The 24,647-nt window shown below is 39.9% G+C and carries 25 protein-coding genes; 16 read left to right on the forward strand and 9 right to left on the reverse strand.

Annotation, left to right across the window (positions count from 1 at the left end):
• Window positions 1-235 precede the first annotated feature (235 nt).
• A complete protein-coding gene (locus H9N25_RS13610; protein WP_190326252.1) occupies window positions 236-649 on the reverse strand; it encodes an EVE domain-containing protein in 414 nt (137 codons plus the stop codon).
• 123 nt (window positions 650-772) lie between these two features.
• On the opposite strand from H9N25_RS13610, the gene H9N25_RS13615 reads away from it, so the two are divergent.
• The 3 genes from H9N25_RS13615 to H9N25_RS25110 all read left to right on the forward strand — a co-directional run bounded on the left by H9N25_RS13615 (window position 773) and on the right by H9N25_RS25110 (window position 2,554).
• Window positions 773-1,504, forward strand: coding sequence for a hypothetical protein (locus H9N25_RS13615; RefSeq protein ID WP_190326253.1), 732 nt, complete (start codon window positions 773-775; stop codon window positions 1,502-1,504).
• 356 nt (window positions 1,505-1,860) lie between these two features.
• On the forward strand, window positions 1,861-2,388 hold the full coding sequence (locus tag H9N25_RS13620) for a Crp/Fnr family transcriptional regulator (protein WP_190326254.1): 528 nt from the start codon (window positions 1,861-1,863) through the stop codon (window positions 2,386-2,388).
• A gap of 31 nt (window positions 2,389-2,419) precedes the next feature.
• Entirely contained in the window at window positions 2,420-2,554 is a 135-nt protein-coding gene (locus H9N25_RS25110; protein ID WP_255524465.1) for a hypothetical protein, read from the forward strand.
• Window positions 2,555-2,588: 34 nt separating this feature from the next.
• On the opposite strand, the gene H9N25_RS13625 is transcribed toward H9N25_RS25110, so the two are convergent.
• Together H9N25_RS13625 and H9N25_RS13630 are read right to left on the reverse strand one after the other, a co-directional pair.
• The gene (locus H9N25_RS13625; RefSeq protein WP_190326255.1) at window positions 2,589-3,758 is read right to left on the reverse strand and encodes a pectate lyase; all 1,170 of its coding nucleotides are present in this window, start codon (window positions 3,756-3,758) and stop codon (window positions 2,589-2,591) included.
• A gap of 56 nt (window positions 3,759-3,814) precedes the next feature.
• Window positions 3,815-4,018, reverse strand: a complete 204-nt coding sequence (locus tag H9N25_RS13630; RefSeq protein ID WP_190326256.1) for a hypothetical protein — start codon at window positions 4,016-4,018, stop codon at window positions 3,815-3,817.
• 285 nt (window positions 4,019-4,303) lie between these two features.
• Here H9N25_RS13630 and H9N25_RS13635 point away from each other — a divergent pair, with 285 nt between their 5' ends.
• The 8 genes from H9N25_RS13635 (at window position 4,304) to H9N25_RS13670 (ending at window position 13,137) form a co-directional block, all read left to right on the forward strand.
• Window positions 4,304-4,852 (forward strand): hypothetical protein, encoded by a 549-nt coding sequence (locus H9N25_RS13635; protein ID WP_190326257.1) that lies wholly within the window; start codon window positions 4,304-4,306, stop codon window positions 4,850-4,852.
• Window positions 4,756-5,853 carry a transglutaminase domain-containing protein gene (locus tag H9N25_RS13640; protein ID WP_190326258.1) on the forward strand — a complete coding sequence of 366 codons (1,098 nt, stop codon included), beginning with the start codon at window positions 4,756-4,758 and terminating at the stop codon, window positions 5,851-5,853. The genes H9N25_RS13635 and H9N25_RS13640 overlap by 97 nt, the downstream gene beginning before the upstream one ends.
• On the forward strand, window positions 5,850-6,878 hold the full coding sequence (locus tag H9N25_RS13645; RefSeq protein WP_190326259.1) for a hypothetical protein: 1,029 nt from the start codon (window positions 5,850-5,852) through the stop codon (window positions 6,876-6,878). Before H9N25_RS13640 ends, H9N25_RS13645 begins: the two co-directional genes overlap by 4 nt.
• Window positions 6,879-7,029: 151 nt before the next feature.
• Window positions 7,030-8,259 carry an O-antigen ligase family protein gene (locus H9N25_RS13650; RefSeq protein ID WP_190326260.1) on the forward strand — a complete coding sequence of 410 codons (1,230 nt, stop codon included), beginning with the start codon at window positions 7,030-7,032 and terminating at the stop codon, window positions 8,257-8,259.
• 14 nt (window positions 8,260-8,273) lie between these two features.
• Entirely contained in the window at window positions 8,274-9,758 is a 1,485-nt protein-coding gene (locus tag H9N25_RS13655; RefSeq protein ID WP_190326261.1) for a hypothetical protein, read from the forward strand.
• A 6-nt stretch (window positions 9,759-9,764) separates the two neighbouring features.
• The gene (locus H9N25_RS13660; RefSeq protein ID WP_190326262.1) at window positions 9,765-10,139 is read left to right on the forward strand and encodes a hypothetical protein; all 375 of its coding nucleotides are present in this window, start codon (window positions 9,765-9,767) and stop codon (window positions 10,137-10,139) included.
• A gap of 728 nt (window positions 10,140-10,867) precedes the next feature.
• Entirely contained in the window at window positions 10,868-11,164 is a 297-nt protein-coding gene (locus H9N25_RS13665; protein WP_190326263.1) for a hypothetical protein, read from the forward strand.
• Window positions 11,165-11,910: 746 nt separating this feature from the next.
• Window positions 11,911-13,137 carry a phage tail protein gene (locus H9N25_RS13670; protein WP_190326264.1) on the forward strand — a complete coding sequence of 409 codons (1,227 nt, stop codon included), beginning with the start codon at window positions 11,911-11,913 and terminating at the stop codon, window positions 13,135-13,137.
• A gap of 147 nt (window positions 13,138-13,284) precedes the next feature.
• On the opposite strand, the gene H9N25_RS13675 is transcribed toward H9N25_RS13670, so the two are convergent.
• From H9N25_RS13675 to H9N25_RS13685, 3 genes are all read right to left on the reverse strand, one after another.
• Window positions 13,285-13,974: an ATP-dependent Clp protease proteolytic subunit gene (locus H9N25_RS13675; RefSeq protein WP_190326265.1), complete on the reverse strand. Its 690-nt coding sequence runs from the start codon at window positions 13,972-13,974 to the stop codon at window positions 13,285-13,287.
• Window positions 13,975-14,052: 78 nt separating this feature from the next.
• On the reverse strand, window positions 14,053-14,322 hold the full coding sequence (locus H9N25_RS13680) for a hypothetical protein (RefSeq protein WP_167295302.1): 270 nt from the start codon (window positions 14,320-14,322) through the stop codon (window positions 14,053-14,055).
• The gene (locus H9N25_RS13685) at window positions 14,303-14,863 is read right to left on the reverse strand and encodes an RNA polymerase sigma factor (RefSeq protein ID WP_190326266.1); all 561 of its coding nucleotides are present in this window, start codon (window positions 14,861-14,863) and stop codon (window positions 14,303-14,305) included. The genes H9N25_RS13680 and H9N25_RS13685 overlap by 20 nt, the downstream gene beginning before the upstream one ends.
• Window positions 14,864-15,027: 164 nt before the next feature.
• Here H9N25_RS13685 and H9N25_RS13690 point away from each other — a divergent pair, with 164 nt between their 5' ends.
• Genes H9N25_RS13690 through H9N25_RS13700 form a run of 3 tightly spaced genes read left to right on the forward strand, consistent with a single transcriptional unit; the run spans window position 15,028 to window position 16,883 of the window.
• A complete protein-coding gene (locus H9N25_RS13690; protein ID WP_190326267.1) occupies window positions 15,028-15,744 on the forward strand; it encodes a hypothetical protein in 717 nt (238 codons plus the stop codon).
• 30 nt (window positions 15,745-15,774) lie between these two features.
• Window positions 15,775-16,410: a hypothetical protein gene (locus H9N25_RS13695; protein ID WP_190326268.1), complete on the forward strand. Its 636-nt coding sequence runs from the start codon at window positions 15,775-15,777 to the stop codon at window positions 16,408-16,410.
• A 17-nt stretch (window positions 16,411-16,427) separates the two neighbouring features.
• Window positions 16,428-16,883 carry a DUF4262 domain-containing protein gene (locus H9N25_RS13700; RefSeq protein ID WP_190326269.1) on the forward strand — a complete coding sequence of 152 codons (456 nt, stop codon included), beginning with the start codon at window positions 16,428-16,430 and terminating at the stop codon, window positions 16,881-16,883.
• Window positions 16,884-17,219: 336 nt separating this feature from the next.
• Here the strand turns inward: H9N25_RS13700 and H9N25_RS13705 are convergent, their stop codons facing one another.
• Entirely contained in the window at window positions 17,220-19,253 is a 2,034-nt protein-coding gene (locus tag H9N25_RS13705; protein ID WP_190326270.1) for a plastocyanin/azurin family copper-binding protein, read from the reverse strand.
• A 7-nt stretch (window positions 19,254-19,260) separates the two neighbouring features.
• Window positions 19,261-19,866, reverse strand: coding sequence for a hypothetical protein (locus H9N25_RS13710; RefSeq protein WP_190326271.1), 606 nt, complete (start codon window positions 19,864-19,866; stop codon window positions 19,261-19,263).
• Between the two features lie 451 nt (window positions 19,867-20,317).
• Between H9N25_RS13710 and H9N25_RS24655 the strand changes: the two genes are divergently transcribed.
• The gene (locus H9N25_RS24655; protein WP_223833385.1) at window positions 20,318-20,959 is read left to right on the forward strand and encodes a glycoside hydrolase domain-containing protein; all 642 of its coding nucleotides are present in this window, start codon (window positions 20,318-20,320) and stop codon (window positions 20,957-20,959) included.
• Window positions 20,914-22,038: a DUF4091 domain-containing protein gene (locus H9N25_RS24660; protein WP_330221109.1), complete on the forward strand. Its 1,125-nt coding sequence runs from the start codon at window positions 20,914-20,916 to the stop codon at window positions 22,036-22,038. Before H9N25_RS24655 ends, H9N25_RS24660 begins: the two co-directional genes overlap by 46 nt.
• Before the next feature lie 289 nt (window positions 22,039-22,327).
• On the opposite strand, the gene H9N25_RS13720 is transcribed toward H9N25_RS24660, so the two are convergent.
• Window positions 22,328-24,586: a glycosyl hydrolase family 95 catalytic domain-containing protein gene (locus tag H9N25_RS13720; protein WP_190326272.1), complete on the reverse strand. Its 2,259-nt coding sequence runs from the start codon at window positions 24,584-24,586 to the stop codon at window positions 22,328-22,330.
• Window positions 24,587-24,647 lie beyond the last annotated feature (61 nt).

A 24,647-nucleotide genomic window follows, 5' to 3' on the forward strand; every position in this document is an offset into this window, starting at 1 on the left:
AACTGCTTACTGAAAACTGCCAACTGAAAACTTTAGTGCGTAGCATTAGGCGCTTAGCGTGAAAACTCCCAACTGAAAACTCTCAACTCCAAAATTTAGTGCGTGGCACTAGTCGCTTAGCGGGAAGACTCCAAACTCCCAGCTCCAAACTCCCAACTTTATTACCCCCCTTAAATAGACTCAAGACTTCCGACTTAAGACTTTGGGACTCTGGACTTGGGACTCCGGACTAACCCTACGCCCCCATTTCCAGAATCTTATCAAATTCTGCGGCTTTTAATGGCATTACCGATAAACGCCCCTGGCGCACCAGCGAAATATCAGCCAAACTTGGCTCGGCCTTGATCTGCTCTAAGGAAACCGGGTTCTTTAACGTTTCTACAGGCGATAAATCAACCACTACCCAGTTGGCATCATCAGTAGTTGGATCTTGATAAAACTCTCTTACTACTTTGGCAATACCCACCACATTTTTACCTTCGTTACTATGATAAAAAAGCACCAAATCGCCTTCTTTCATGGCTTTTAGGTTATTTCTGGCCTGATAATTACGCACGCCATCCCAAAAGGTACGGCCATCTTCATTAAATTTTTCCCAACTGTATTTAAAAGGCTCTGATTTTACTAACCAATATTTTGTTTTTTCCATGTTTAAAGTGGTTTAAAGGGCATTTTTTATGTGATCGTTGACAAAACCGTTGACAAAAATGCTAACAATCCCGTTGACACCTCCGCAAGGCATACGATTTAAACTTTCAAAATTTAAAGCAGTATGAAAACAAGCAGTGCCAAATCACAGTCCGAAAACCACTTTATTAAAGAGTGGAACGGGACGGAATTCAATCTGTCGATCCCCGCAAAAATAACACATTCGAACAAACCTTTCATATATTTTTATTGGCCAAATCCGGACAAATATGGAAGGCTGGAAAGAGCCAGAAAGGGCGGTATCGGAGGGGTAAACGATTCGAAGATCTCGGTCAAAAAGAAAGCTGTTGCCGCAGTCGATGCCATCACCCAGATGCTCGGCAAGGGATGGAACCCATTTACCAATGCCTATGTCGACCTGGGTGTTCAGGTCAACCTTACAATACTCAGCCCTATTTCCAAATGCCTGGATGTCTGGCTGGAACACAGAGAGGAACGCCGCAATAGTAATATGATCGGCAGGACAGCCTTAAAGAACAACAAAATAGTCGTGAAGCACTTCAAGGACTGGCTTGAGCTCAAGGGCTTTACCAATCGCAAGATCGGAACATTCAACTCAATCGATATAGACAATTTTCTGGGCTTCAAGATGAATCAGCTCAAATGGGGAAAGGTGACCTATAACACGTACAGGTGTGATGTTGGCACTTTCTTTTCCTATCTGAATAAGTTCAAGGTGGTCCATGATGGGTATTTCACGAAAAATGGCCGCGCGTTTCGGATTTATGCTGACACCCTGTTTCATTTTAAGCTGATCACCCCATTTCAGGGCAAGCTGGCCGTTTTGATCTTCTGATCAAAGCTTTTCAATATATTCTTCCTCAATAACTTTTCAAATTGGCGTAAAATAAGAGGCTCTAGCGTAGCATCTCTATGGGAGGTAACTCTTGTGACCTGGCTATTGATTTGAGTCAATCTATGCCGCTTTTTTTGGAATTTGAGCACTTCTAACTTGGGACATATAAATGTCCGGTTTTGAAGAAAATCGGTCTTGAGTTAGACCAGGCGGGGGGATGCGATAGAGAAAAGCGAGTTTGGTACCGATGTTTATATTTGTTTAGAGGGAATTAACATTATATGCTACATCCGGCAACTAAATTGGCGGCCAGCTTGGCCTGAAATAGAGGGGTTACATTTGATGAAATATACAAGGTGATCACCGAGACTTTTAAACGCAAACACCTGTTGCTCAGACCGGGGGAAACTGCCCGGAGACTGTACTTTATCCGCAGTGGATTTTTACGTGCCTTTTTCATTGACGAAAATGGAAAAGAGTGCACCACGTGGTTTATGGGGAAGGGCGATCTGATGATCTCGGTTTACAGCTTTTTCACCCAAAAACCTGCCCATGAGTACATACAAGTACTTCAGGACTGTAAACTCCAGTCCATAAGCTGGCAGCAACTGAACGCATACTACGCCGATTTCCCACAAGGGAATTTGCTGGGCCGGATCGTCACACAGAAGTACTACATCATGAGTGAGGAAAGGGCGATTTTCCTGCGTAGTCAAACCCCGACATTACGCTATGAAAAATTGCTTGAACACCACCCCGAGATAGAGCAGCAGACAAGCCAAAACAACATCGCCTCCTATCTTGGAATTTCCCGTGAAACCTTAAGCAGAATCAGGCGTAAAAAATTGCAAATGTGTCACCAGACACAAAACGGCCAAAATTAAGCAGCTATCTTTAACTATAAAAATTTGACTTATGAACGCAAAGCTCAAAACTACAATGCTGTTTGTACTGGTGATCTGTGCATGCAAAAAAGAACCGTTCAACAATAATATTGTGAAAAACGAAATAGCCACTATTTCAATATCCCTGGATGAGGCAAAAACTTAATGGCTACACAAATAGCTATTTCAAAAGCCAGTACTTAATACTGTTTAGACAAAAGAGAGTTGATATAGAGCTCGATCATCGTATAGCCGTTAATGTCTATTGCATTACGGTCGCTAGGATCATTAGATTTTAATTTTCTTGCTTTCTCCCAACTGTCTGGCATGCCATCGTGATCATCATCTCTAGGTGCCTTTCCTGATTTGTATTCAGGCCATCCCCCAACTTGTTCTGGAAAATCAATAATCCCTTTTTTAAAACTAGTTTTTTTGGCCTTCTCGGGATTTACTAAACCCAATATTATCCTCCCGTCCACAGCATCCCTCTTCGGGAAATTTGCGCCAACATTTCTCATCACTGCGCTAAAGGCATCCTTAGCGGAACTGTAATTTAAGACAGCATATTTTTCAATATAAAAAGGCTGTTCTTTGACAAGCCCTTTCCGTAAATCCAATGGCAATTCCGATAGATCAATACCATAATTATTATTATCAGTTATCAAGGAATCATTCTGCATGATGTTCCCTTTTAAGTACCATGTCCCAAGTCCTTTTGCCTTTTGCGCATTATAATTGGCTTTTACAAATTTAAGTCTGGAGACTGTTGCAGGGCCTGGAAGATAATAATTATTGACCAGGTTTATTGCTGAACTGCCTCCATTAATCTCGACCTCTCCCCCGTAGCAGGCATTTTCCGTTCCCCAGTTATAAATCACATTATATCTATAATCTACCAATGCAGTAGTATCATGTGCCCTGGCACCATTAAAACGAACAGTCCGGCTATTTTGATCAGCAATTAAATTGTGGTGGAAAGAAACCCGTTGACCTCCCCAAACTCCGCCATAAGACCGTTTGCCCTTAGCATGCCCTGCATCATAGAGGCCTTCGCTTATAATACACCACTGGAATGAAACATTTTTGACATCATATAGTGCTGCACATTCCTCGTTGGCCCAACTGAATGAGCAATGATCTATGATGATGTCATGGGCATTCTCGATATCAATCCCATAAGAACCAGAGGGTAACCTACCTCCGGGACGGGACCGCAGGTACCTGATGATGATGTTACCATGGTTTTTGTCCTTAATCCCTGATGCACCATTGATAATCAGCGACCTGCCTTTCAGGCATATACCATCTCCGGGTGCTGTCTGTCCTGCTATAGTTAGGTTAGATCTTTTTATCCTTAAATCACTTTTCAATTCTATTATTCCCGAAACCCTGAAAACAATTGTTAGCGGATCATTTGGATAACTGTTCAGTGCCCCCTTAAACTTCCATCTCCACTATCATTAAGGTTAGCCACCTCTACCACCATTCCGTTACGTCCACCTGAAGCAAAACACCCGAACCCTTCGGCCCCTGGAAATGCAAGCACTTTTTTTTGATCATAAGTAAAGTGATATCCGGAAATACCATACCAAGAAAAAATACAGAATAGGAAAAGAAGTTTTGACATCATAGCAGCGTTAATTAAAAAATCATCAATTGTGTTTCAAAACTGCAAGTTAACAAAAAGACCACATTTAGGATCTTAATAAATAGTGATGCCATCGACGATTTTTTCAGGCTCAGCTCCGACTTGACTCTAAGCCTACAGCTACGATATTGCGAATATCAATAACTAAGCATCCTCAGCAAAGAAACTACCTTACAGCCGACCAAAAAGCTCGCATTATCGGATTAAAATTATAAAATCACTTTTTTGTTATTTATATTGCCACACCAATTATAACCGATAAACACTATGCGCTTCTCACTCAATTTTTCAAAAAGTTCTCTTTTAATCAAAATATCCGTAATCGCATTTTTTTCAACTATTTTATTCAGCTGTACAGACAATGAACACGGTTTAGCAGAATCGTTTCAGCTAGCGGGCAATAACCGGCAAGAAATCAAAAAAACCCTTGAGCATTTCAACGCAGAAAAAAACAGCAAAAAGATTCGCGCAGCTGAATTTCTTTTATCACAGATGAAGTATCAATTTCATCATGAAGGTGCCTCAAAGGATAGCTACGATAGTCTTCTTAATATATTGAGTAAAGTTCCATACGAAAGAATGGAAAAGCTTGAATTCATTTGGGACAGCTTAAGGAAATCTCTTAAAACACCGATCAGAGATGATGCTGACCTTATTTGCGACTTAAAAAACATTTCTTCACAGAACTTAATAGAACATATCGATGCTGCTTTTGACGCATGGAACAAGCCTTGGTCAAAAAATATATCTTTCGGGATTTTTGCGAATATATATTACCATATAAGCTGGTTAACGAGCAGCCGGACAAATGGATGATCGATATCCAAAAAAGGTATCATTCTCTAGCCGAAAAAAACAGCTCACAGGCCGATCCTTATCAGATGTGCCTAGCTATTAATAACCAACTAAAAAAAGATTTCAAGATACGGTCATTCCCTTCTATCTGGGATCTAAATTTTCATGAGCTGGATATGTTAAAGTCGGGAAAATGCTATCATGCGACCCAGTACACAACTTACGTCATGAGGTCACTGGGAATACCTATAGCGATGGATTTTACCCCATATTGGGGAAACATGAACGGGGGACATGAATGGAATGCTTTAATATTCAATGGCCACCCGGTTCCATTCATTGGGTCAGAATCTGATCCAGGGCTAACAAAAATTGATCTGGCACGACAAAGGAAAAGGGCAAAAATATTCCGTAGAACTTATAGTTTCCAACAACAAAGCCTGGCTGCGCTAACAAAAGACCCTTTAGATATCCCGGTACTCTTTAGGTCCGCTCAGCTCAGGGATGTAACGGATCAATATATCCCGGTCTCAGATGCCGTGGTGAGTAATCTGCCCTCCGGTCAAAATGGAACACCGTTATACCTCTGTGTTTTCAACCGTCAGCAATGGATGCCCACGGCCTGGGCAATGATTAAGCACGGAAAATCAAAATTCGTAAAGATGGGAAGGGATATTATCTACTTACCAATGTATTATCAATCTGGAGAGCTCTCAGCCGCCGGCAATCCTGTATTGATCAACAGCGAAGGATTATCTGTTCAGATCAACGACAACGGAGATAAAACAAAACTTGTTATCAAACAGAAAAGTCCGGAGGGCCCAGGTATTACAAAAGGACAGGAATATGAACTGTTGATCTGGCAAGGCAAGTGGAAACCAGTTGAGAAAAGAACTGCGACTGCAGATTCAATTGTTTATAACGGGATCTCAAAAAATGCACTCTACCGGATAACAAGTAAGGACAAAATGTCAAAAGAAAGAATTTTTATCATTGATAACTGTAAGCCGCTTTGGAAATGAAAAAAAAGATATTAGCTGTTACAATGATTGTATTGATTATAGGTTGCAAACGCAAAAACCAGAGCAACGTCAATTTTTCGCATCTACAGAACATGGAGGATGTGTCTGATACAATCGAATTAACAAAAGAAGCTAAGGTCAGGGTTTATTGTACTGGGGAACTGAAACCAGATTGGGCCAATGTAAGTCGTGAATATATTGGCCAGGACGACGATATTGAAGTTTTTTTTAGACAGGCTGACAACAATATAAAAAAAATAATATTTAAAGAGTCAGATAAAAAAGGAGATACTTTGGTTGCTGAAATAGACCAAGTTAAATGCATCCAACATTATGATAAGGTTTTGGAGAAATACGTCGCCTTCATTACCATACCCCGCAAACTGGTTTTAAATAAGACTCGTCCGGACAGTTCTTTTGAATTTGATATCGCCATTGGTGATAATGATGATGGCATTAAGCAAAAAGCAAAATTATGCTGGGCAGGCCACAAGGACCCTCTTTTTGAAGGAAGGTTGGCGAGCAGAATAGTGATTACAGACCATGATTCTGTATCCCAAGACCAAAGAGTGGCAATAGCAAAGAAGATCACGCATCCCGCCACAGACCTGGCAGTTTTTCCACGCTACCTGATCGGAAACCTTGTTGCCGGGCAGGTTAACGATGTAGATGATTTGTCGGGATTTTTTAGGACAGGCTGGGACAACGATAACATTTATCTTTTGCTAGAAATTAAAGATTCTGAACAAAGAAAATTCAGGAACGAAATCCTGGCAAAAGATGATAATTTTGTAGACAGAGGATGGATCGAAGATCTCAAAGGCAAAAAAATCTGGCAGATGAACCTGATTCAATCAAAACCTGGTGGCGGTGCGTTGAAAAACCAGTATTGCGATACCCTACTGTCATTAGTTCCCGGAAAATATGTTGTTAAATATTCTACTGACGAATCACACGCTTGGAACGCTTGGGACGCACCTGCACCAAAAAAGAAGTTTTGGGGTATTACGGTTTCGAGCAAATAGGGTGTATTAGTTAATAGACCTCTTGGTAATATCCTACACACTTTTGCTAATATAATACCAGATATCGTACAATTATCTGCCGATTTTTATTGATAAATAATCGTGTCCTTGACGATTAAAGAAACAAATATAAATTAAAGGTAATATTAACTTGCTCTCACCGAAACTGATATTTAACAAGGGAATAACTATATGGTTTTTAATAATCCTATGGTTCGTTGTATCTGTAATTTTAAATAGCAGGTCTCTTCTTATCGGAACCTTAGTAGTATTGCTATTTTACATTATCCGCGAGAACAGGAGTATTATAAACAGACTGAGGATATACTATCTGGGCATACTATTTTCGGTCTCAATAATATTGCTTGCCTGTTTTTACAAACAGGATTCTTCCCGTGGCCGGGTACTCATATATAAAATCTCTTCAGGAATATTCTTTGATAGTGGAATCTACGGGATCGGTATCGGCAACTTTAAATCGACCTACTTACATTACCAACAAAAATATTTTCAGTCTGAAGAGAAAGACTATTCTGAAGAAGCCTTACTGGCAGATAATACCTATTATCTATTTAATGACTATTTTCAGTTTGTGCTTGAAGCAGGCTTATTGGGACTGCTAATAGTTATTCTATTCTGGACCCTGATTGTTAGAGCTTTTGTTTCCTTTTATAAGCTGCATAAAAGCCTCGCTGAAGAAATCTGTTTTATTGCTGTCATCCCACTTGTTTTTGCGGCCCTCTTCAATCATCTGTTTGAAAAAGTTGCTGTACAGTTAATATTCTGCCTTACCTTTCCTGGTATAATCTATTCAGAGTTCGGGCAGCGCCAAAAAAGAAAAATGTTATGCCTTACGGCATATCTTACTTTCTTCTTGATTTTCTTGTTCAACAACAAAAATCAACTGCTGCTCCGCAATTCGTACAATCAATTGGAAGAAGCGCAAATACTTGCCTCTAGCGGATATTCCCTGGAATCCCTGGACTCACTTGAGCACATCAAAACTTCTGTCAGGTATACCACAGCATATCAGTTAACCTACGGCCAGCTGCTTTATAAAATACACCGTTTCAAAGATGCCCTACCCTTTTTAAAAAATGCATCCGCGGGATTGCCATCCTCAGATTTATACCTGCTTATCGGACTTTGCAACAAAAACCTGAGAGCTTATGACGCGGCTGAATATTATCTAAAATCGGCAATAATGATGACGCCAAACCGCTTCTCTCCCAGGAGTGAGTTGCTATCTATCTATATCCTCCGGAATAAACATATCGAAGCAAAAGAAGTAGCCCTTGATATCCTAAAGCTGCCGGTAAAAATTGATTCACAAAAAGTTCATAAAATCAAATCTATTGCCTATAAATACTTAACCTCTTAATCCAATAATAATTTATGAAAAAAAAGATCCTTTTTACCCTAATTACAGTAATTCTCGGTATCATTATTTATTCCTGCAGAAAGGAACTCACTAAGCCAGATGATGTCGAGCTATCTGCGAAGTTGTCCGTTACGGAAGCAAAGGCTTATTTCAAATCCATCTCAAAAACTCATGAAACGGAAGGCATTTTCTCCAAAGCTAAATATGATTTACTTAGGCCTCTATGGCACAGGGCGCAATTGGGAACAACTAGTGAACATTCGTTTGTGGAGGTATCTTTACAAAATCCGGGACTAAGTTTTGCACTTTTTGCTTTCGATCAAAATGGGGATCCTATCAAACCTGATGTATCTGTAGCAAAGTATGTCTTCAAACGGCTGATCCTTTACAAGGATAACCAAACCAGTAAAATAGTACCAAGAATATTGACCTATGTCGCAGATAAATCCTATCTGGAAAAACATAGCTTTGATGCAACCGGATCAAAGATAAATGCACTTAAAAATTTCTCAGGATATATACAAGTACATGACATCAATAATGAACCGATTTCAATCTATAAATATATAAACGGATCAAGGATTTTTAAACTGCGAGCTGCAGACCTCAAAAACACTCAAGGCCCTAAAACAGAGGGATGGCAAACCAGCTGTGTTCCGACTTATACCTGGCAATGCACTTATATAGCAGATAGACCCGACTTAGGGGAAGTCTGTACAGATTACGTCTACAGTGGTGACTCGTGTACTACCTATTGGGTTCCGGATCCAGATCCGAATCAGCCTGGAGAAGGTGGTAATACTGGAGGAACCGGCTCAATGTCAAGTACAAAGATCGCTCAGGCTACAGTTTTTGATGATGGCAAGCCAAAGATCGCCGATATAGGAAAATATATAGACTGTTTCTTTGATGGAAAGGTGGCCCAGTCTTATACGATGACAATATATGCTGATCAACCTGTTCCAGAGACCACAGACTGGTTTAAGCTACTTACTCCTGGCGTGTCAACAAATAATCCCTTTGGGGTTCCAACCGGGATTGTCTGGACTGCTCCGGATGGAACGTTTTTTGACGTAGGCCATACCTTTGTTACTTTCGAAAAGAATAATGCGGATGGTACAAATGTGAGGCAAACTCTAGGTTTTTATCCTTCGGCTAATCCTCTTGTCTCTAAAGGAGCAATGGAAGATAACAGTGGTCATGATGCTGATGTGAAATATACAATGAATGTGACAAAAGAACAGTTTGAGGCAGCACTACAAAAGGTAGAAAGCGACTTTAACACTAAAGATTATGTATTACATAATCTGAATTCAACAGAATATAATTGTACAGATGCCGCAATTAGCTGGATGAATGCAGCGGGAGCAAATTTTGGAAATTCGGCATCAGGATCCTTTAAGAATACCCCTGGAGGCTTTGGACAAGTTCTAAGAAATATCCCTGGAGCATATACAAACCCATCATCTGGCATCCCTAGTAAAGGCCCATGTAATTAATTAGCTATGAAAAATACAAAAACCATAATTCTTTTAGTACTTATGATATTATTAAGTCTGTTCTCAGGTATTTCAATAAACAGGAACTGGGGCTTTATTTATCAGTTTGAATTTATAGATTTTTTACAACTTCGCGAGAGAGAATTCAAGGATTATCTAATTTGGGGAATTATTATAGTATCGCATGTTGGCATTATATCTCTTCCCTTTCTAGTAAAGACTAGCTATTTTAAAAAAGTGCTTTTGTATTTTCCTTTAGTTTATCTGTTGGGCTATTTACTTTTAGAAGCTGGATTCTTTATGCTGTTAATTCCATTCATGATTGTTTGGATTGTAACTATAGTTTATCATCGGAAAACAGAGAAAAATCTAGCATCATAAATAGAATCTTGGAAGGGATCTTGGGCACGTCTGAAAGTACACAGTGAGCATATACTTGCGGAGGATGCAGGCTGTTGACCGTGTAATTGTCCAATATTAAAGTGGGTTCGATTAAAAAGAATATTCAACTGATTAATCGAACTCCTTAATACTCAACTGGGATTAAAGTTTGAGATTTATTGAAGGAAGGCAACTCTGAACAAATATACACTTCGGATCCAAATCCATTTCCCTCAGAACTTTTCGTTTAATCCATCCGATTGCCGCATTTATCCTTAATCCAGATGTTTCTAAAGATCAAAATCCATTCGCAGGTACTGGATGTATATTTCATCAAATGTAACCCCTCTATTTCAGGCCAAGCTGGCCGCCAATTTAGTTGCCGGATGTAGCATATAATGTTAATTCCCTCTAAACAAATATAAACATCGGTACCAAACTCGCTTTTCTCTATCGCATCCCCCCGCCTGGTCTAACTCAAGACCGATTTTCTTCAAAACCGGACATTTATATGTCCCAAGTTAGAAGTGCTCAAATTCCAAAAAAAAGCGGCATAGATTGACTCAAATCAATAGCCAGGTCACAAGAGTTACCTCCCATAGAGATGCTACGCTAGAGCCTCTTATTTTACGCCAATTTGAAAAGTTATTGAGGAAGAATATATTGAAAAGCTTTGATCAGAAGATCAAAACGGCCAGCTTGCCCTGAAATGGGGTGATCAGCTTAAAATGAAACAGGGTGTCAGCATAAATCCGAAACGCGCGGCCATTTTTCGTGAAATACCCAATCAACATGACATGCCGCTAGAAATACAATTAGAACCAGAAGCCGTGATTTTCATTGCGTCACCAGGGAACGCTATTAAATTCGTTGCAATTAACGTTAACGATGATTTTAAATGGTCGATAAGAATTGGAAGTGAAGATAGATGCTTACAATTATTCCCTGACACTCTTGGTCACTATGATATCGAAGTTTATGAAAACAATGATCTAATCACGGATTTCTATAAATACATGAGATAACCCATCCCTGGCGTACGCATGCCGCTTGTACGTTTCCATATTGCCTGGACATTGGGCTGGATGGCTTGTGCTTAACAGAGATTTAATTGACGGATTTATTAATCACAAGTCAGGCCTATACTTTGGCCAGCGCTAAGACTTGCGCTAAATGTAGTGAACATGTTCCCGTATTCAGGGACACGGCTGCAGATTTATATGAGATATTGATGCCTTTAAGCATAAACTGCCAGGAGCCAAGGAAATTTGTACTTGTTATAAGATACAAAAGAAACGAATTATTCTATTCCCCCTCAACTTTTGCGATTGATCCCAAAAATCCCAAATGGCCGGTTATAGTCCTTACCAAGGCTCCGACAAAGCCATAGACCAACCATACCTTAAGATAACCTTCTCTTTACCTTTTATTTAGCTATTGTTAACATGCTGCGCTAAAGCTACGCAAATCTTTGACCTACCTAATCTACACCAGGGCTATAACTCAAGCAAAGCAAGTGCGAAGCAGTATGCAAGCAAGTACCTGGCAGGCCTGGCCGGAAGGTGGCCTAAACGTGGGGTAAATGTGGCATGAAGGTGGACTTTAGAATAGTTTTTTTGGGGGACTTTTAATCAGACGGATTAATTTGGGTTATCATCCCTTTTGATTAACCTAATATACTAAAATAAGCCAGGAAAACCAGACATAATACCCGCTATTAGGTATTTCACAAGGAAAATCGATCCTTTAACTTGCTTAAAATCAAAATCCAATGATACGCAAACTACTAATACCCTTGTTATTGTCAGGTTCAATAACATCAATGGTCTATGCTCAGGAATGTGAAAAACTATTATCTGATGGCCTCTATTCTTTTACTAAAATGACGAACACCAACTCATTTAGTCACGATTTAAGAACTTATTATCTTTCTGAAATCTTCAAATCGGATATGAAATCTGGTAAATGGGGTGCTTCTTTAACCATCCCTATTAAAGGGGTACCATTTTCAATCGGCGCAAATGATTCGGAAGATAAGTATACAGAATTAAAGACCAAGTTGTTGTCTATTACAGAACTAAACATAGGTGCTGAAAACGCCCAAATGCTGCTGCAATCAGTACCAAATACCAATTTATATGAAGCCTACGTTAATTGCGTAACCAAAAACGGGCAAAACAACCTATATGGTTTTATTCAGGGTACAAATGTTGAAACAGAAGATGCAGTGGTGTTTACCATCCATTACCGGCCATCATCACCAGGTGACTCCATGCCAAAAGTTACCTCATTTAATGTATACCCCACCAGCGCACTATTAAGTGGCAAACTCGATGTAGGAGAATCATTAAAGGGTTTTACTACACTGGTAACCTGTAAGCGGCCGGCGAATGAAGATGTGATTTTAACCATTCAAACTGACCGGGGTTCATTCTCCAGCAAAGCTTCTGCACAGGATAATATGACGGGTACCAAGGAATTTCCAATCGGAACCATTATTACATCTTATTTGAATTATGAACAGTTTAATACCGTTACGAAAAATCACGACAAGAGTCCGGGGGGAATTTTTACTTCCAATAAAAGTAAATGGGCACCTTGTGATGGCCGTCCGGTTCCAAATTCCAAGTTTCAAATATTAACGTCGCAAATTAATGTCCCTGATTTGCGGGGGATGTTTGTTAGAGGGTTAAATATTTTTGATCCCTACCAGCCCGTACCTGCAGTTACTAAAGAGAAAAGTGATCCGGATACCCGCGTTGTTGGCGGATATCAAAGTGATTCTTTCCAGGGCCATAAACATCTTGATAAAGACAACGTTGGTGTACTGATTTCTGAGAAACAAGCGCCAAATACGCCAAGACAAAGGTATACTGTTGAAGGAACAGCGGCCGTAAATACCGAGGGAAGAATACCAGCCGGATATGGTGACCCCAGAATAAGTACGGAGACAAGGCCAAAAAATATATCGGTTTATTATTATATCAAAATTAACTAAGGCATTATGCCATATAACTAAGTACAAAATCAATAAAGAGTCGCATAGGCCTTGTGGCTCTTTATTGATTATTTTGAGCATTGCGCATTATTTTTAAGCTAAAGAACCAGCTGACTTGTGCTAGATATATTTAAATCAAACAAAACCCTATTCCCCACGCGTTAACACTTCATCTGTCATTCCAAATTCCTTTGCTTCGGTGGCGGTCATCCAATAATCGCGACTGGCTATTTCATTTATCCGCTCATAACTTTGTCCGCTATGTTTCGCCAAAATATGGTACAGATCCGACTGGACTTTTAACACCTCTTTAATCCTGATATCCATATCAATAGCCGTTCCTTCTGCCCCACCCGAGGTTTGATGGATCATGACCCTCGAGTGCTGCAGGGCCGAACGTTTACCGGCAGCTCCCGCGCACAACAATACCGAACCCATAGAAAGCGCAATGCCCGTACAAATGGTGGCCACATCTGGCGCGATATATTGCATGGTATCATAAATACCAAAGCCTGCATACACCGATCCCCCAGGCGAATTGATATACAATTGGATGTCGTTTTTGGTATCAACCGACTGCAAAAAAAGCAATTGTGCCTGTATCACATTTGCATTCCGCTCATCAACGGCTTCCCCTAAAAAAATAATCCTATCCATCATCAATCGCGAGAAAACATCCATCTGTGCTACATTCAGCTGGCGTTCTTCCGTAATATAGGGCGTCATGGCAACAGGCAGGGTATAAGCAGCGGTTCTGTCCATATACTGATCTACATAAAGGCTGTTTAAGCGTTGGTGTTTTACCGCATAAAGGCGGAATTCTTTGTTAATATCCATCGTATTGATTTTAAATTTTGGGCATAGCGATGCCCCTGCCCCGATAATAGGGCATGATGTATAAATTAAATTGATTGTTTATTTGTGGAACAAACGCATTACCTTTTGCCTGAAACTTTGATGCTCAACGGTATTAAACAGCGTTTCGTGTATATTATTGATTTCATTTTTCAGCTGTTTCCGGCTATAATCGCGCACCACCTGGTAGGTTTTGTTCTGCCAATACACTTGCTCTCTAAGTTCAGGCTGTAAGATCATTTTGGCTTCGAACAGGAAACTTTCTCCATCCTTAGCATCCGACAGCAGATAATGCTCTATCAAACGGAGCTCATTCAACAATGTCTTCATATTTTAAGGATTTAGCTTTAACGGTATTTTTCACTTTTTCGAGGCATTTAAATTTCTGGGCGGTTGCAGAGCGCGCACCAGAAAAGCCAAAACGTCCGGCCAATGTTTCCATATCCAGTTTTTCATAATAAAAAGCACTGAGCAATTGCATGCATTTCTGTCCGGCCTGCTCCAATAAACGCAACAGTTTCCCAGAAGAAACTTCCTCATAGCGGGTATCAGCCAAATCGATCTCTTCATTAAAAACAAGGCCCAAGGAATCGAGGGTTACTTTCCTGTCGTTTTCCTGGTAACGTTTAATCCATAAATATTTGGCGATCCCAAATAAATAGGCTTTCTCCTGGTACTTCAGCTTTAATCCCGAAACCTGTACTTTCTCATAATATACCACCAGTGCATCCTGAAAAATGTCTTTTGCTTCTTCGAATGATCCGCCCATCTTGCTCACATGCCTTGCAACCAAAGGGAAGGCCTCTTTATAGAGTTTCATAAAAAGTGCTTCGCGTTGGCTGGGCTTCTCATTAATGAACGTTGCTGTCATGATTATTATGCTTTTAATAGTATGTGGGTATTTTCGATCAGATATCACCTAAAATTAACAATTATTTTTTTGGTGGCCTGACAAAAGCACCTGCTAATTCTTGCTGTCGGATTTAAAACAAAAAGTACAAGATGTATTATTGCAGTGCTTATATTAGCCATTAAATGACAATCGACGAACTAACCCTGGAAGTTTTAGCAGATAAAGCCTTATCTCAATTTGACAGTAAAAAACTGGTAAGCTGGGCGGTTAGTGTTTTAGAATTGGGTTACGAAAACGAAAATTTATTTATTCTTGCGGGCTTAGACTTTGATTCGACAGAAGAAAGAGAACATTATTTTTGGAAAAGTATTGCAGACCTCAAACTCAATGTTGAAAAAACTGAAGAGCAATTGCTTGAAAAATATGCACAGGCGATTGCCAATAGAGCCATTGAGAAAAAGATTAGCATTGAATATGCATTTCAGCAAATGAATAGAATAGTTTCAGCAAGCGGATACGACAGCAAATACTTAGCCTTTTACGAAATAAACGAAGATCTGGAGTACCTGAAGTACGAGAATAAAACGATATATCATTCCGGGCTAACTACGGAAAATGCAAACGAATTTATCTTTGAAGAGTTTAGGTTTTTTGCCTTGATGGAAGATTTAAAAATTCCACAAGAATTTAGAAACCAGTGTTATTGTCAGCGATGCAAAAAGCTTAATATTCCGGTTACTAGGAATAAGTTCCAATTAAAAAGACCTTTTAGATATGCAGTCTCGACTTGTGGCATTTGTGGATCTGAAAAGCTTAAACACAGCAGTGATCACGAAGTGAAGTGGATCATAATTAATGAGTATAAAAAGGCTATGTTAAATGCTCATGTATTCAGTTAGCACAACACTAAATCAAAAGGAATAGAATTAATGATTTCAACAAAAAATCTCAGTTTACTCCCAGATAGAACATCACTGGAGAATATTTGTAAAGCGATTTCAGTTTTAGACGCAATAATTTGTCAGGAATGGCAGTACCGTTATTATTCATTCTATTCGAACTGGGGCCCCGACGAACAATGTTTGCAAATGCGAAATGGTTCGGGTGAAGAAATTCATATATTATTTCTACCGAACGGCTGTGCAATAAATGGTACTGCGCTGGACTATAAGCAACAAGATAAGACTAAATTAACAGCCAATTTGCCTGCAATTTTTAATGAATTTGTTTTTGGGGAGCCAGTCGCATCACTGGGTACTACATTTTGTATATGGACCACTGAACCGAAAAACTGGCAAGTTGGACAACTTGAAAACATTGAAGATCATTCAGGAGAAATGTTGAGCATTTTTGACGGAGATCCTCAGACTTATGTTGATTGGGCGACTGATTATTTTGAAGGTAGTTACAAAGCAAGTGGAATCCCTCTGGAAACCGCATCAAAAATTTATAGTGGACAAACACTGACAAAAGAAATGGTTTTATCCATTGTTGAGGAACTGGAAGATTGGGAACAACTTGAAACTGATCTAAAAGAAATCAGTTATCCTTATAACTTCAAATAGCAAAAAAAACTTAAAAAATGAGCGAAGCGCAAAAAAGACTATACTTTGAAATGGTCGACAACAATATAGAAAAACACGGCTTTCATGTAACCTATGTGCTCGAAGCAAAAGACTTTACCCCGTTTGGCTATTCAAGCGGTTTGTATAAAAATTTTGGAATCCCCGAGGCTTTTGTTTCCGGCTTGCCCAATGGACTTACCAATACATTAATTACCAATTATGCTCAAGCATTTAGGGATCAAAAAGTGCCTTTAAAACAAAAATTAGCTAATCTAATCGATCGTTTCCCGGTATATATCATTCCGGTAAAAAATGAAGCCTTGAATGAAAAAATACTGAGTACGTTCAGATTATATGAAAACGATTACTTCGAATCTATCCAAATCATTTTTCCGGATTTAGATGGGAAGTTCCCGCAGGAGGTAGGTTATAATTATGACCAGGAAATTTTTGGTGATTACGAACTAAAATAAAGTCTTTTTACTTGAGTTCGATAATTAGTATTATAGTATTATTTTCTTCAGTGCTGATTCAATATTAAGGCCTCCCGTTCTGTCCGTAGAGTTAAGCATAGCGTCTCTACGGATACAAGAATAAAATTGAGTTTAAAACTCAACTAAAACGAGTCACAGACTCTTATCTATTATTAATCCGTAGAGCCCTTCGGAACTCTACGGACAGACACGTTGATTCAATATTAAGGCCTCACACAAAGCCACAACATTGAAAATTTAGATATAAAAAAAGCAGATTAAGCGCTTAAATCAACGCTCAATCTGCTTAAAATTATTGCCGGTTAAAGCCGAATATTATTTAATCACTTTAATCTGTCCTTTCATCACCATGTAATGGCCCGGATAGGTACAAATAAAAGGATATACACCCGGTGTTTTAGGTACTGTAAAATAAATCGTATCTGATTTTCCAGGCTGCAATAATGACGTGTAAGCCAGCACCTTAGGTGTGCTAGGAACAAAATCATACTTTTCGCCATCAAGACCCATTTTCAAGGCCATTTCCCCTACCGCATTGCCCGATCCCGGTGTGGTAAACACAAAATTGTGCAACATATCGTCAACATTTTTAAAGGTTAGTTTTACTTTAGTACCTGCCTTTAAGGTAATGCTGGTCAAATCGAATTTTAAACCTGGCTTAGTTCCTAACACAATCGTTTTATCAGGTCCTTTAGTCCAGTTTTCTGGTTGTTGGGTAACATGTTTTGCAACATCGGTATTCCCTTTAACTGAGCCTCCGGCAGCTGGCATATTGCCCATTTGGTGATGATCCATGCCCTCCATATGGTGTTCGGCCGGCGCGTTGCCTGTGGGTTTATTTTCAGCAGTTAATGCCAACTTTTCTCCATCGGGGATCTTGTTTAGAGTATAATAGCCGTAATTGTGCAACAAAGGGATCTTGTCGTTCTCGGCAAGTAATCCTTCCATTTTAATTTCGTGGATGTAACCTTCTTTTAAGCTATCCAACACTAACCGCACTCTTTTGTGATCAGGAGAAACAACAATGGCTTTAATGCTGCGTGCCGATTTATTGATCACCGGACTGCCGTAAATGTGGTGATATTTATAGGTAAAAGTAGATAGTTGATAAGCACCGGCATCCCGGGCGGTTTTTTCATCAACCGGCATGGTAAACTCGAGCTCAAAACCATCGGGCTGGGCCTTTACCGTTTGCACTTCAAATGGCACAATACCCGACCAGGTTAAACGCTGTAGCCCGTATTCGGCTTTGCCTGTAGATGACCATCCTCTTGAAGTCATGCCCACCAGCATACTGCCATCGGAGCCCCAGTTCATCCGGAGAATACCGGAAGAAAATCCACGGCGGAAAGGGAAAACCACGCCCTGGTATACCCCTTTAACTTTCTCTAAAAACACCCTGTTGATGTTACTCTGCGATTGGTCGCCTACAAAAAGCTGCCCTTTAAATGGTCCCATGTTGCCATTATCGGTATAATTGAGGATACCTGATGTAGAGTTGCCCATAATCGAATGCGGAATCCACACCGATGGGGTTTTTAATCCCGGAACCCTTTTGGCTACTTCGAATTCGGGCTCGCCAGTATCGGGAATATCATTTTTACGCAGTTTAACCGGAGAACCTGGCTCACCTGCCCATACCAGGCCGGCAGGATTACCTACAAAATCGCCTTCCGCTACGTGGGTAATGCTGCCCGAGCCTACCCAGTCGCCCTGGTTTTCGGCATAAAATATTTCACCGTCGCTATTTAGCGCCATTGCTGCAGGCGAGCGGAAACCGGTTGCAAAAGGTTTTAACTTAAAATCGGGGGTGAATTTGAGCATCCAACCGTGCCATTTAGATAAACTGGCGCCATAACCAATCCAGCCCACGTTAAGCGTAACCACCATGTTGCCATCTTTATCTAATATAGGTCCATATGCATATTCGTGGTAATTGCCCGATAATGGCCACGAGTACATGGTACGGTATTCATCGGCTTCGCCATCGCCATCCAGATCGCGCAGGCGTGTAATCTCGGCGCGCTGGGTAAGGTAAAGGTCTCCCTTGATGTAATTCAAGCCCAATATTTCGTGCATCCCATGTGCAAACAAGCGATATTTAGGTTGTTGCCCACCTTTCATGTACGGGTTAGTAATAATCCACACTTCACCTTTGCGGGTAGCTACGGCCAGCTCATCATTAGGTAAAAAAGTCATTCCACCAACTTCGAGTGCGATTTCTTTTGGGATGGGAACGGTTACTATGGGATAAATCTGTTTCTCCGTTTGTGCTTGTGTTTGTGCTTTTACGGTTACCAGTCCACTGCCCAGTAACAAAAGAGACAATAAGTATGTTGATTTTTTCATGTCTTGATTACCAGGTTAGCGAATAGGTTAACGAATCGGTGGCATTCGCCAGCAGTACCAGCAGCTCTTTGCCTTTCTGGGTTTTCCTGATAAAAGCTTTTGTGCCATCCGCAACTTTTAGGGTATAAGCCTTATCGCCAACAATGTAAGTATTGTTTTTATGTGCTTCGATGGTTGGTGCGGCAGCAATACGACAATAAAGCGGCTGCTTGCTATTGCTGATGCTGATGGTACGGCTTAATGCGGTACCATCACTTAAAACGGTTATTTTATCGGTTACATCGGCACCATTAGCCTCATATAAAAATGTTGGCATTTTGCTTTTATCTAATACATAACCCTTGTTTTGAAGGTCGTCAAAAGCAATAGAATCAGGCCATGCGGCCTCTTTATCAGCCAGCACAGCAAGGGCAGGTGCTGCAGAAAGTGGTAAAACAGTACCTAAAGGTTTGGCGAGCTGAGGTTCTCCCCTATCCTGCCACATTTCTTTCACGTCCATAAAATCTCCACGCCATACCTCAAGCAAGGCACCCTGCTTTAAATCATAAGCATAGTTTACTTTTTCGGGTGTACCTACAGAAATTACATGGGTACGTTTTTTTCCTTCAAACATCAGGAAGCTTCGCAGTAAATAGGGTTTGTTCGTTAGATTGATGACGTAAGGGCTAGTGTTTTGGGCCCTAGTAGAATAGGCTGCACAGCAGATAAGAAGCATCAAGCAGCACATCATTCGCTTATAAATCATAATTTTCATTTGGTTAAGGCGCAACAAAACAATCGGTTGCATAACAAATATATCATTAGCATATCAGTTTACAAAAATTCCGGCGCAACAATTATTAATAAACCTTGCAAATAACTAATTTTCAGAATATTAAACTTAAATGCAAACGGTAGCATAAGCAAGAACATTAAAACCTTTTATATTGCGCACAGGTTATGCCTCAATCTCTGTCTGTTTTTTACATTTTGGTTAGGGCATAGCCCAAGCTCTTATCTATCTATTTCGTTACATAACAACAAACGTTTGCGTAAATAGGCACTCATTAAATCGTATTATTTTAATGATCAAATTACTAATTTGGGGGATGAAATATCTATTCTTACTCTGTTTCTTAGGTTTTTATTTAACCACGGGGGCCCAAAACAAGCCTAATGCCAATATCGACTGGAGTAAAATTAATCCTGGGTTACAGGTTAGTTTTGCCTCTTCAAATATCCGTTATGCGAAAGAAGCTCCTCCTGAAATAACAGTACAGAAAGCATGGACAACAAAAGCATGGAAAGGAGAAAAGATAAACACCCAGGTATTATTGTGGAGCGCTGAAGCATCAAAATCAATCAAAATACAGGTTTCTGACCTGAAAGATACGCAAGGAAATGTGTTAAAAAAAGAAAACATTAGCAGCGGTTTTTTAAAATATGTAATTACTGATGAATTTAAAGACGGTTGTGGTTACAGAAAAGCAAAAGATTTCGATTCTTCTTACGTAGCCGACATTATAGATACTAAAACCGCAGCCATAGGCCTGCTAAAAAATAATACGCAACCCCTTTGGTTAAGCATAAAGGTACCGGCAAACGCTAAAGCAGGCAGCTATTCGGGCCAGATTAAAGTTATTGGCAATAAAGAACAGGAATTACAAATTACTATTCAGGTATTAGACAGAACGCTACCCCTGCCAGCAAATGGAAGTACGATTTAGATCTTTGGCAACACCCGCAAGCCATTGCGCGGGTACACAAGGTTCAAACCTGGAGTGCCGAACATTTCTCATTAATGAAAGAATACTACCAAATGCTGGCCAATGCAGGGCAAAAAACAATAACAGCCAGTATTGTAAACGAACCTTGGGGTCATCAAACATTTGACGACTATCCGAGTTTGGTTAAATGGACCAAAAAAAAGGATGGTAGCTGGAAATACGATTATAGCTTATTTGATAAATACATAGCTTTTGTAATGGAATGTGGAATTACAGATCGTATAAACTGCTATAGCATGGTGCCCTGGAAAATTGCGTTCACCTATTATGATGAAAATCTTGGGCAAGAAGCTGTGCTTAAAGATGCGATTGGATCTGAAGCTTATAATCGTTTTTGGAAGACCATGTTAGTTGATTTCACTGCGCATTTAAAACAAAAAGGATGGTTCTCCAAAACTTATATCGCCATGGACGAAAGGCCCATGGAAGCCATGAAGGCGGTTATAAAATTACTGAAAGAAACAGATAAAGATTGGAAAATTGCGCTTGCGGGTGATTATCATGGTGAGATAGAAGGCGATATTGATAACTATTGTATTGCTTCTAAATGGGATTTCCCTGCTGAGGTACTGCAAAAGCGCCAGCAACAAGGCAAAATTAGTACCTGGTATACTTGCTGCACTGAACCCTATCCAAATGCATTCACCTTCTCTTCTCCAGCAGAACAAGTTTGGATGGGCTGGTACTCGGCAAATAAAACCCTTGATGGATATGTAAGATGGGCTTATAACAGTTGGACAAAAAATCCACTGGTTGACAGTCGTTTTACTGCTTGGCCAGCTGGCGACACCTATCAGATTTACCCTGGTCCATTAAGTTCTGTGAGGTTTGAAAAGCTTATTGAAGGCGCACAGGATTTTGAAAAAATTTCGCTGTTGAAAGCTCAGTATGCAGCCAATAAAAACACAAAACAACTTAATGCACTCAATAGTGCATTGGCAACTTTCGACATTAAGTTATTGGCAACCACTTCAGCAGATGAAATGTTGAAAAAAGTAAAAGACCTGTTAAATGACTAATGGAATAAGTTTACAGATTAGATTATCGGCGTGCATATTATGATGAAAATTTAAAGTTTTGCAATCATGTCTTTTGCATACCGATCAATCAGAATTATGTTAAAAGATTTCTCCGTTTCGCTGCGCTTCAGCCGAATAACGCCTGTTTTTTGAAATCTATCGTTGATCGCCTGTCGAAGGGCCTGCCTTAATACTTTTTATACGCCTCTATACTCCGTTGAGCTCAGTTTGTACTGAGCTCAACGTGGCAAAATTTAGGGAAACCTGTGTATAATACAGCTTCATCTCATTATTCGTAACCGTTTTCAAAAACAATAGTTTGTTGTTTTTTTAGGTTTACTTCAACAATTCCATCATCGCCCATTTTTACACTTTCAGTCGGTAAATCTCTTACCACATAGGTTTTAAAAGGCAGTTTAATTCTAAGTAAACCCTTTCTTTCTGCATATACGGTTATCTTTGTTGGCACACCGTTTTCTTTATTTCCACTTACTAAAAAGGCGCCTTCTGCACGCAGGTTATTAAAAGCAACATCTTTCCAGCTTTGTGGTACAGCCGGAAATACCTGTATGTAACCATTTCTACTCTGTAATAAAAGCTCCTGAACGCCCTGTGCAAAGGCAAAATTACCCTCTAAGGTAAACGGACGGTAGGTAAAGCCAGAGTACTGCCCTCCTTTTTGATCGCCGTTTAAGTGAAAACTATTTGCAGAGCAAAAATTTGAAGCAAAAATTTCTAATTGTTTTGCGGCCTTATCGGCTTGGTAAGCCCTTGCGTATATAGAAGCCATCCAGCTAAAAGAATAACCACACCATTCCCTTGTACCTATTTCTTCTAAGCGTTTTAACGAATTATCAATAATGGTTTTATCTTGCGCGCGGTTAACATCTAATAAATCGAGCGGATATATGGCCATATATTGCGAAAAATGCCTGTGGGAGCCCGTTAAATTAGATCCGGGTGCAATGGTAAAACCAGTTTCATTTATTTCATAATCCGGTAATTGCTTTAGTACTTCTGCCCAATGTTTACTTTCGTCTATTTTACCCTTTGCCATGCTTACTTCGGCTGCGGCTTTAAATAAGAATTTAGCTAACGATAAATCATAGTTGGTCCAGTTTAAAAACCAAGCTTTTATGCTGTTATCGTTATACTCAGGACTAGAGCTTAAAGGCAGTGAACGTTTGCCATCCTTCAATCTTGTAATGTTCTCCAGATAGGTTGCTGCTTCGCAGATGTATGGATAAGCCCTGGTTTTAAGAAACCTTTTATCCATGCTATATTTCCACTGCCAATAAAAATGTTGCGAGGTCCATGCGCTTACGGTTGGCGAAAGTGAATACTGGATCCATCCACCCATCGGATCGCCATTTAAGGTAACCACACCTGGTACATTTAAGCCATTAACACCAAAATATTGTTTGGTATAATCAAGGTTCTTTTCTTTGATCTTCCATAGCCAATCGGTAAAAGTGCTCCCCTCTGCCAGGTGGTTAGCGGTATATGTTGGCCAATAACTCAATTGGGTATTCAAATCATTATGAAAATCGCCTTTCCAAGGTGGTAAACTGCCATTATCGGCTGTCCAAACGGCTTGTAAAGTTATGGCTGGCGCACCTTTTCTGGCTACACACCCTAACTTGTACATTTCTAAATAGTATTGTTTTTGAATTAGCTGATCGGGAACAGAGATATTCGATTTATTCCAGAAATCCTTCCACCATTTGATATGAGAATCCCAGCCGGTAGGCTCTTTCGCAGTTGAAGAAATGACAGGTAATTTTGCAGCTTTATCATTACTAATGGTCCAGGAGCCGATTACATTGCCATTCGCCATTGTTTTCCATTGAACCAACACCTCATAATAATGACCTTCGTAAGTAGGCTGACGGTAACGGATACTATTTATAGTATTGGCGACTGTTCCTTTTTCATAGCCCAGTTTCTGCAAACCTTCTCCTGCATGGCTGTTATCGCCTTTTTCTATCAAATTATTGGCATAATTATGCACAATCAAGTTAGGTATGATTGCCGTAGATTTAAGATTTTCGAAACTAAAATATCCCCGTTGCTGCTCCGCATGGATGTAACAGTTAAAAACAGTACCATTTTCGAATTTTACGGTATTTAAGGCCGTTTCAATATCCAATTCGTTCGACAATACTTTACCTAGCTTCGCAATATCAAATTCCATTGCCGCGGCAGGCAATTTGGTTGGATACGGACTGTTATCATAAGGTTCATCGCCTATTTTTTGAACGGCTGCGTAATTATTTTGGTGAACCTGCTCTTCTACCCACTTAAAATTAAGCTTTGTGATATCCAGCGCTTTACGTTCATCCCACAGATCTGCCCGGTCTAATGAAAGGCGGAGTTTATTGTTCTTCCCCCAGATTAAAACGCCTAACATACCATTCCCAAGAGGCATGGCTTCATCCCACCTGTTAGCGAGTTTAGGAAAAGAAAGATTATACGGTTTTAATAATTGTGCAAAGCTTGTGACAGAAAAGCACAGGAGGAATAAAACAATTGTAATTTTAGTTTTCATTTGTTTGTTTAGAAATGGTTAGCACGTGTGGTGTTATATCAATTTCTAAAATAATGATATT

The organism is Pedobacter riviphilus (assembly GCF_014692875.1).
In the GTDB taxonomy this organism is placed as follows: Bacteria; Bacteroidota; Bacteroidia; order Sphingobacteriales; family Sphingobacteriaceae; genus Pedobacter; species Pedobacter riviphilus.

Coding starts and splice junctions, on each gene's coding strand:
- H9N25_RS13610 (WP_190326252.1), bottom strand. CDS start 649: ATGGAAAAAACAAAATATTGGTTAGTAAAATCAGAGCCTTTTAAATAC.
- H9N25_RS13615 (WP_190326253.1), top strand. CDS start 773: ATGAAAACAAGCAGTGCCAAATCACAGTCCGAAAACCACTTTATTAAA.
- H9N25_RS25110 (WP_255524465.1), top strand. CDS start 2,420: ATGAACGCAAAGCTCAAAACTACAATGCTGTTTGTACTGGTGATCTGT.
- H9N25_RS13630 (WP_190326256.1), bottom strand. CDS start 4,018: ATGATGTCAAAACTTCTTTTCCTATTCTGTATTTTTTCTTGGTATGGT.
- H9N25_RS13635 (WP_190326257.1), top strand. CDS start 4,304: ATGCGCTTCTCACTCAATTTTTCAAAAAGTTCTCTTTTAATCAAAATA.
- H9N25_RS13640 (WP_190326258.1), top strand. CDS start 4,756: ATGGAACAAGCCTTGGTCAAAAAATATATCTTTCGGGATTTTTGCGAA.
- H9N25_RS13645 (WP_190326259.1), top strand. CDS start 5,850: ATGAAAAAAAAGATATTAGCTGTTACAATGATTGTATTGATTATAGGT.
- H9N25_RS13655 (WP_190326261.1), top strand. CDS start 8,274: ATGAAAAAAAAGATCCTTTTTACCCTAATTACAGTAATTCTCGGTATC.
- H9N25_RS13660 (WP_190326262.1), top strand. CDS start 9,765: ATGAAAAATACAAAAACCATAATTCTTTTAGTACTTATGATATTATTA.
- H9N25_RS13665 (WP_190326263.1), top strand. CDS start 10,868: ATGAAACAGGGTGTCAGCATAAATCCGAAACGCGCGGCCATTTTTCGT.
- H9N25_RS13670 (WP_190326264.1), top strand. CDS start 11,911: ATGATACGCAAACTACTAATACCCTTGTTATTGTCAGGTTCAATAACA.
- H9N25_RS13675 (WP_190326265.1), bottom strand. CDS start 13,974: ATGGATATTAACAAAGAATTCCGCCTTTATGCGGTAAAACACCAACGC.
- H9N25_RS13680 (WP_167295302.1), bottom strand. CDS start 14,322: ATGAAGACATTGTTGAATGAGCTCCGTTTGATAGAGCATTATCTGCTG.
- H9N25_RS13685 (WP_190326266.1), bottom strand. CDS start 14,863: ATGACAGCAACGTTCATTAATGAGAAGCCCAGCCAACGCGAAGCACTT.
- H9N25_RS13690 (WP_190326267.1), top strand. CDS start 15,028: ATGACAATCGACGAACTAACCCTGGAAGTTTTAGCAGATAAAGCCTTA.
- H9N25_RS13695 (WP_190326268.1), top strand. CDS start 15,775: ATGATTTCAACAAAAAATCTCAGTTTACTCCCAGATAGAACATCACTG.
- H9N25_RS13700 (WP_190326269.1), top strand. CDS start 16,428: ATGAGCGAAGCGCAAAAAAGACTATACTTTGAAATGGTCGACAACAAT.
- H9N25_RS13705 (WP_190326270.1), bottom strand. CDS start 19,253: ATGAAAAAATCAACATACTTATTGTCTCTTTTGTTACTGGGCAGTGGA.
- H9N25_RS13710 (WP_190326271.1), bottom strand. CDS start 19,866: ATGTTTGAAGGAAAAAAACGTACCCATGTAATTTCTGTAGGTACACCC.
- H9N25_RS24655 (WP_223833385.1), top strand. CDS start 20,318: ATGATCAAATTACTAATTTGGGGGATGAAATATCTATTCTTACTCTGT.
- H9N25_RS13720 (WP_190326272.1), bottom strand. CDS start 24,586: ATGAAAACTAAAATTACAATTGTTTTATTCCTCCTGTGCTTTTCTGTC.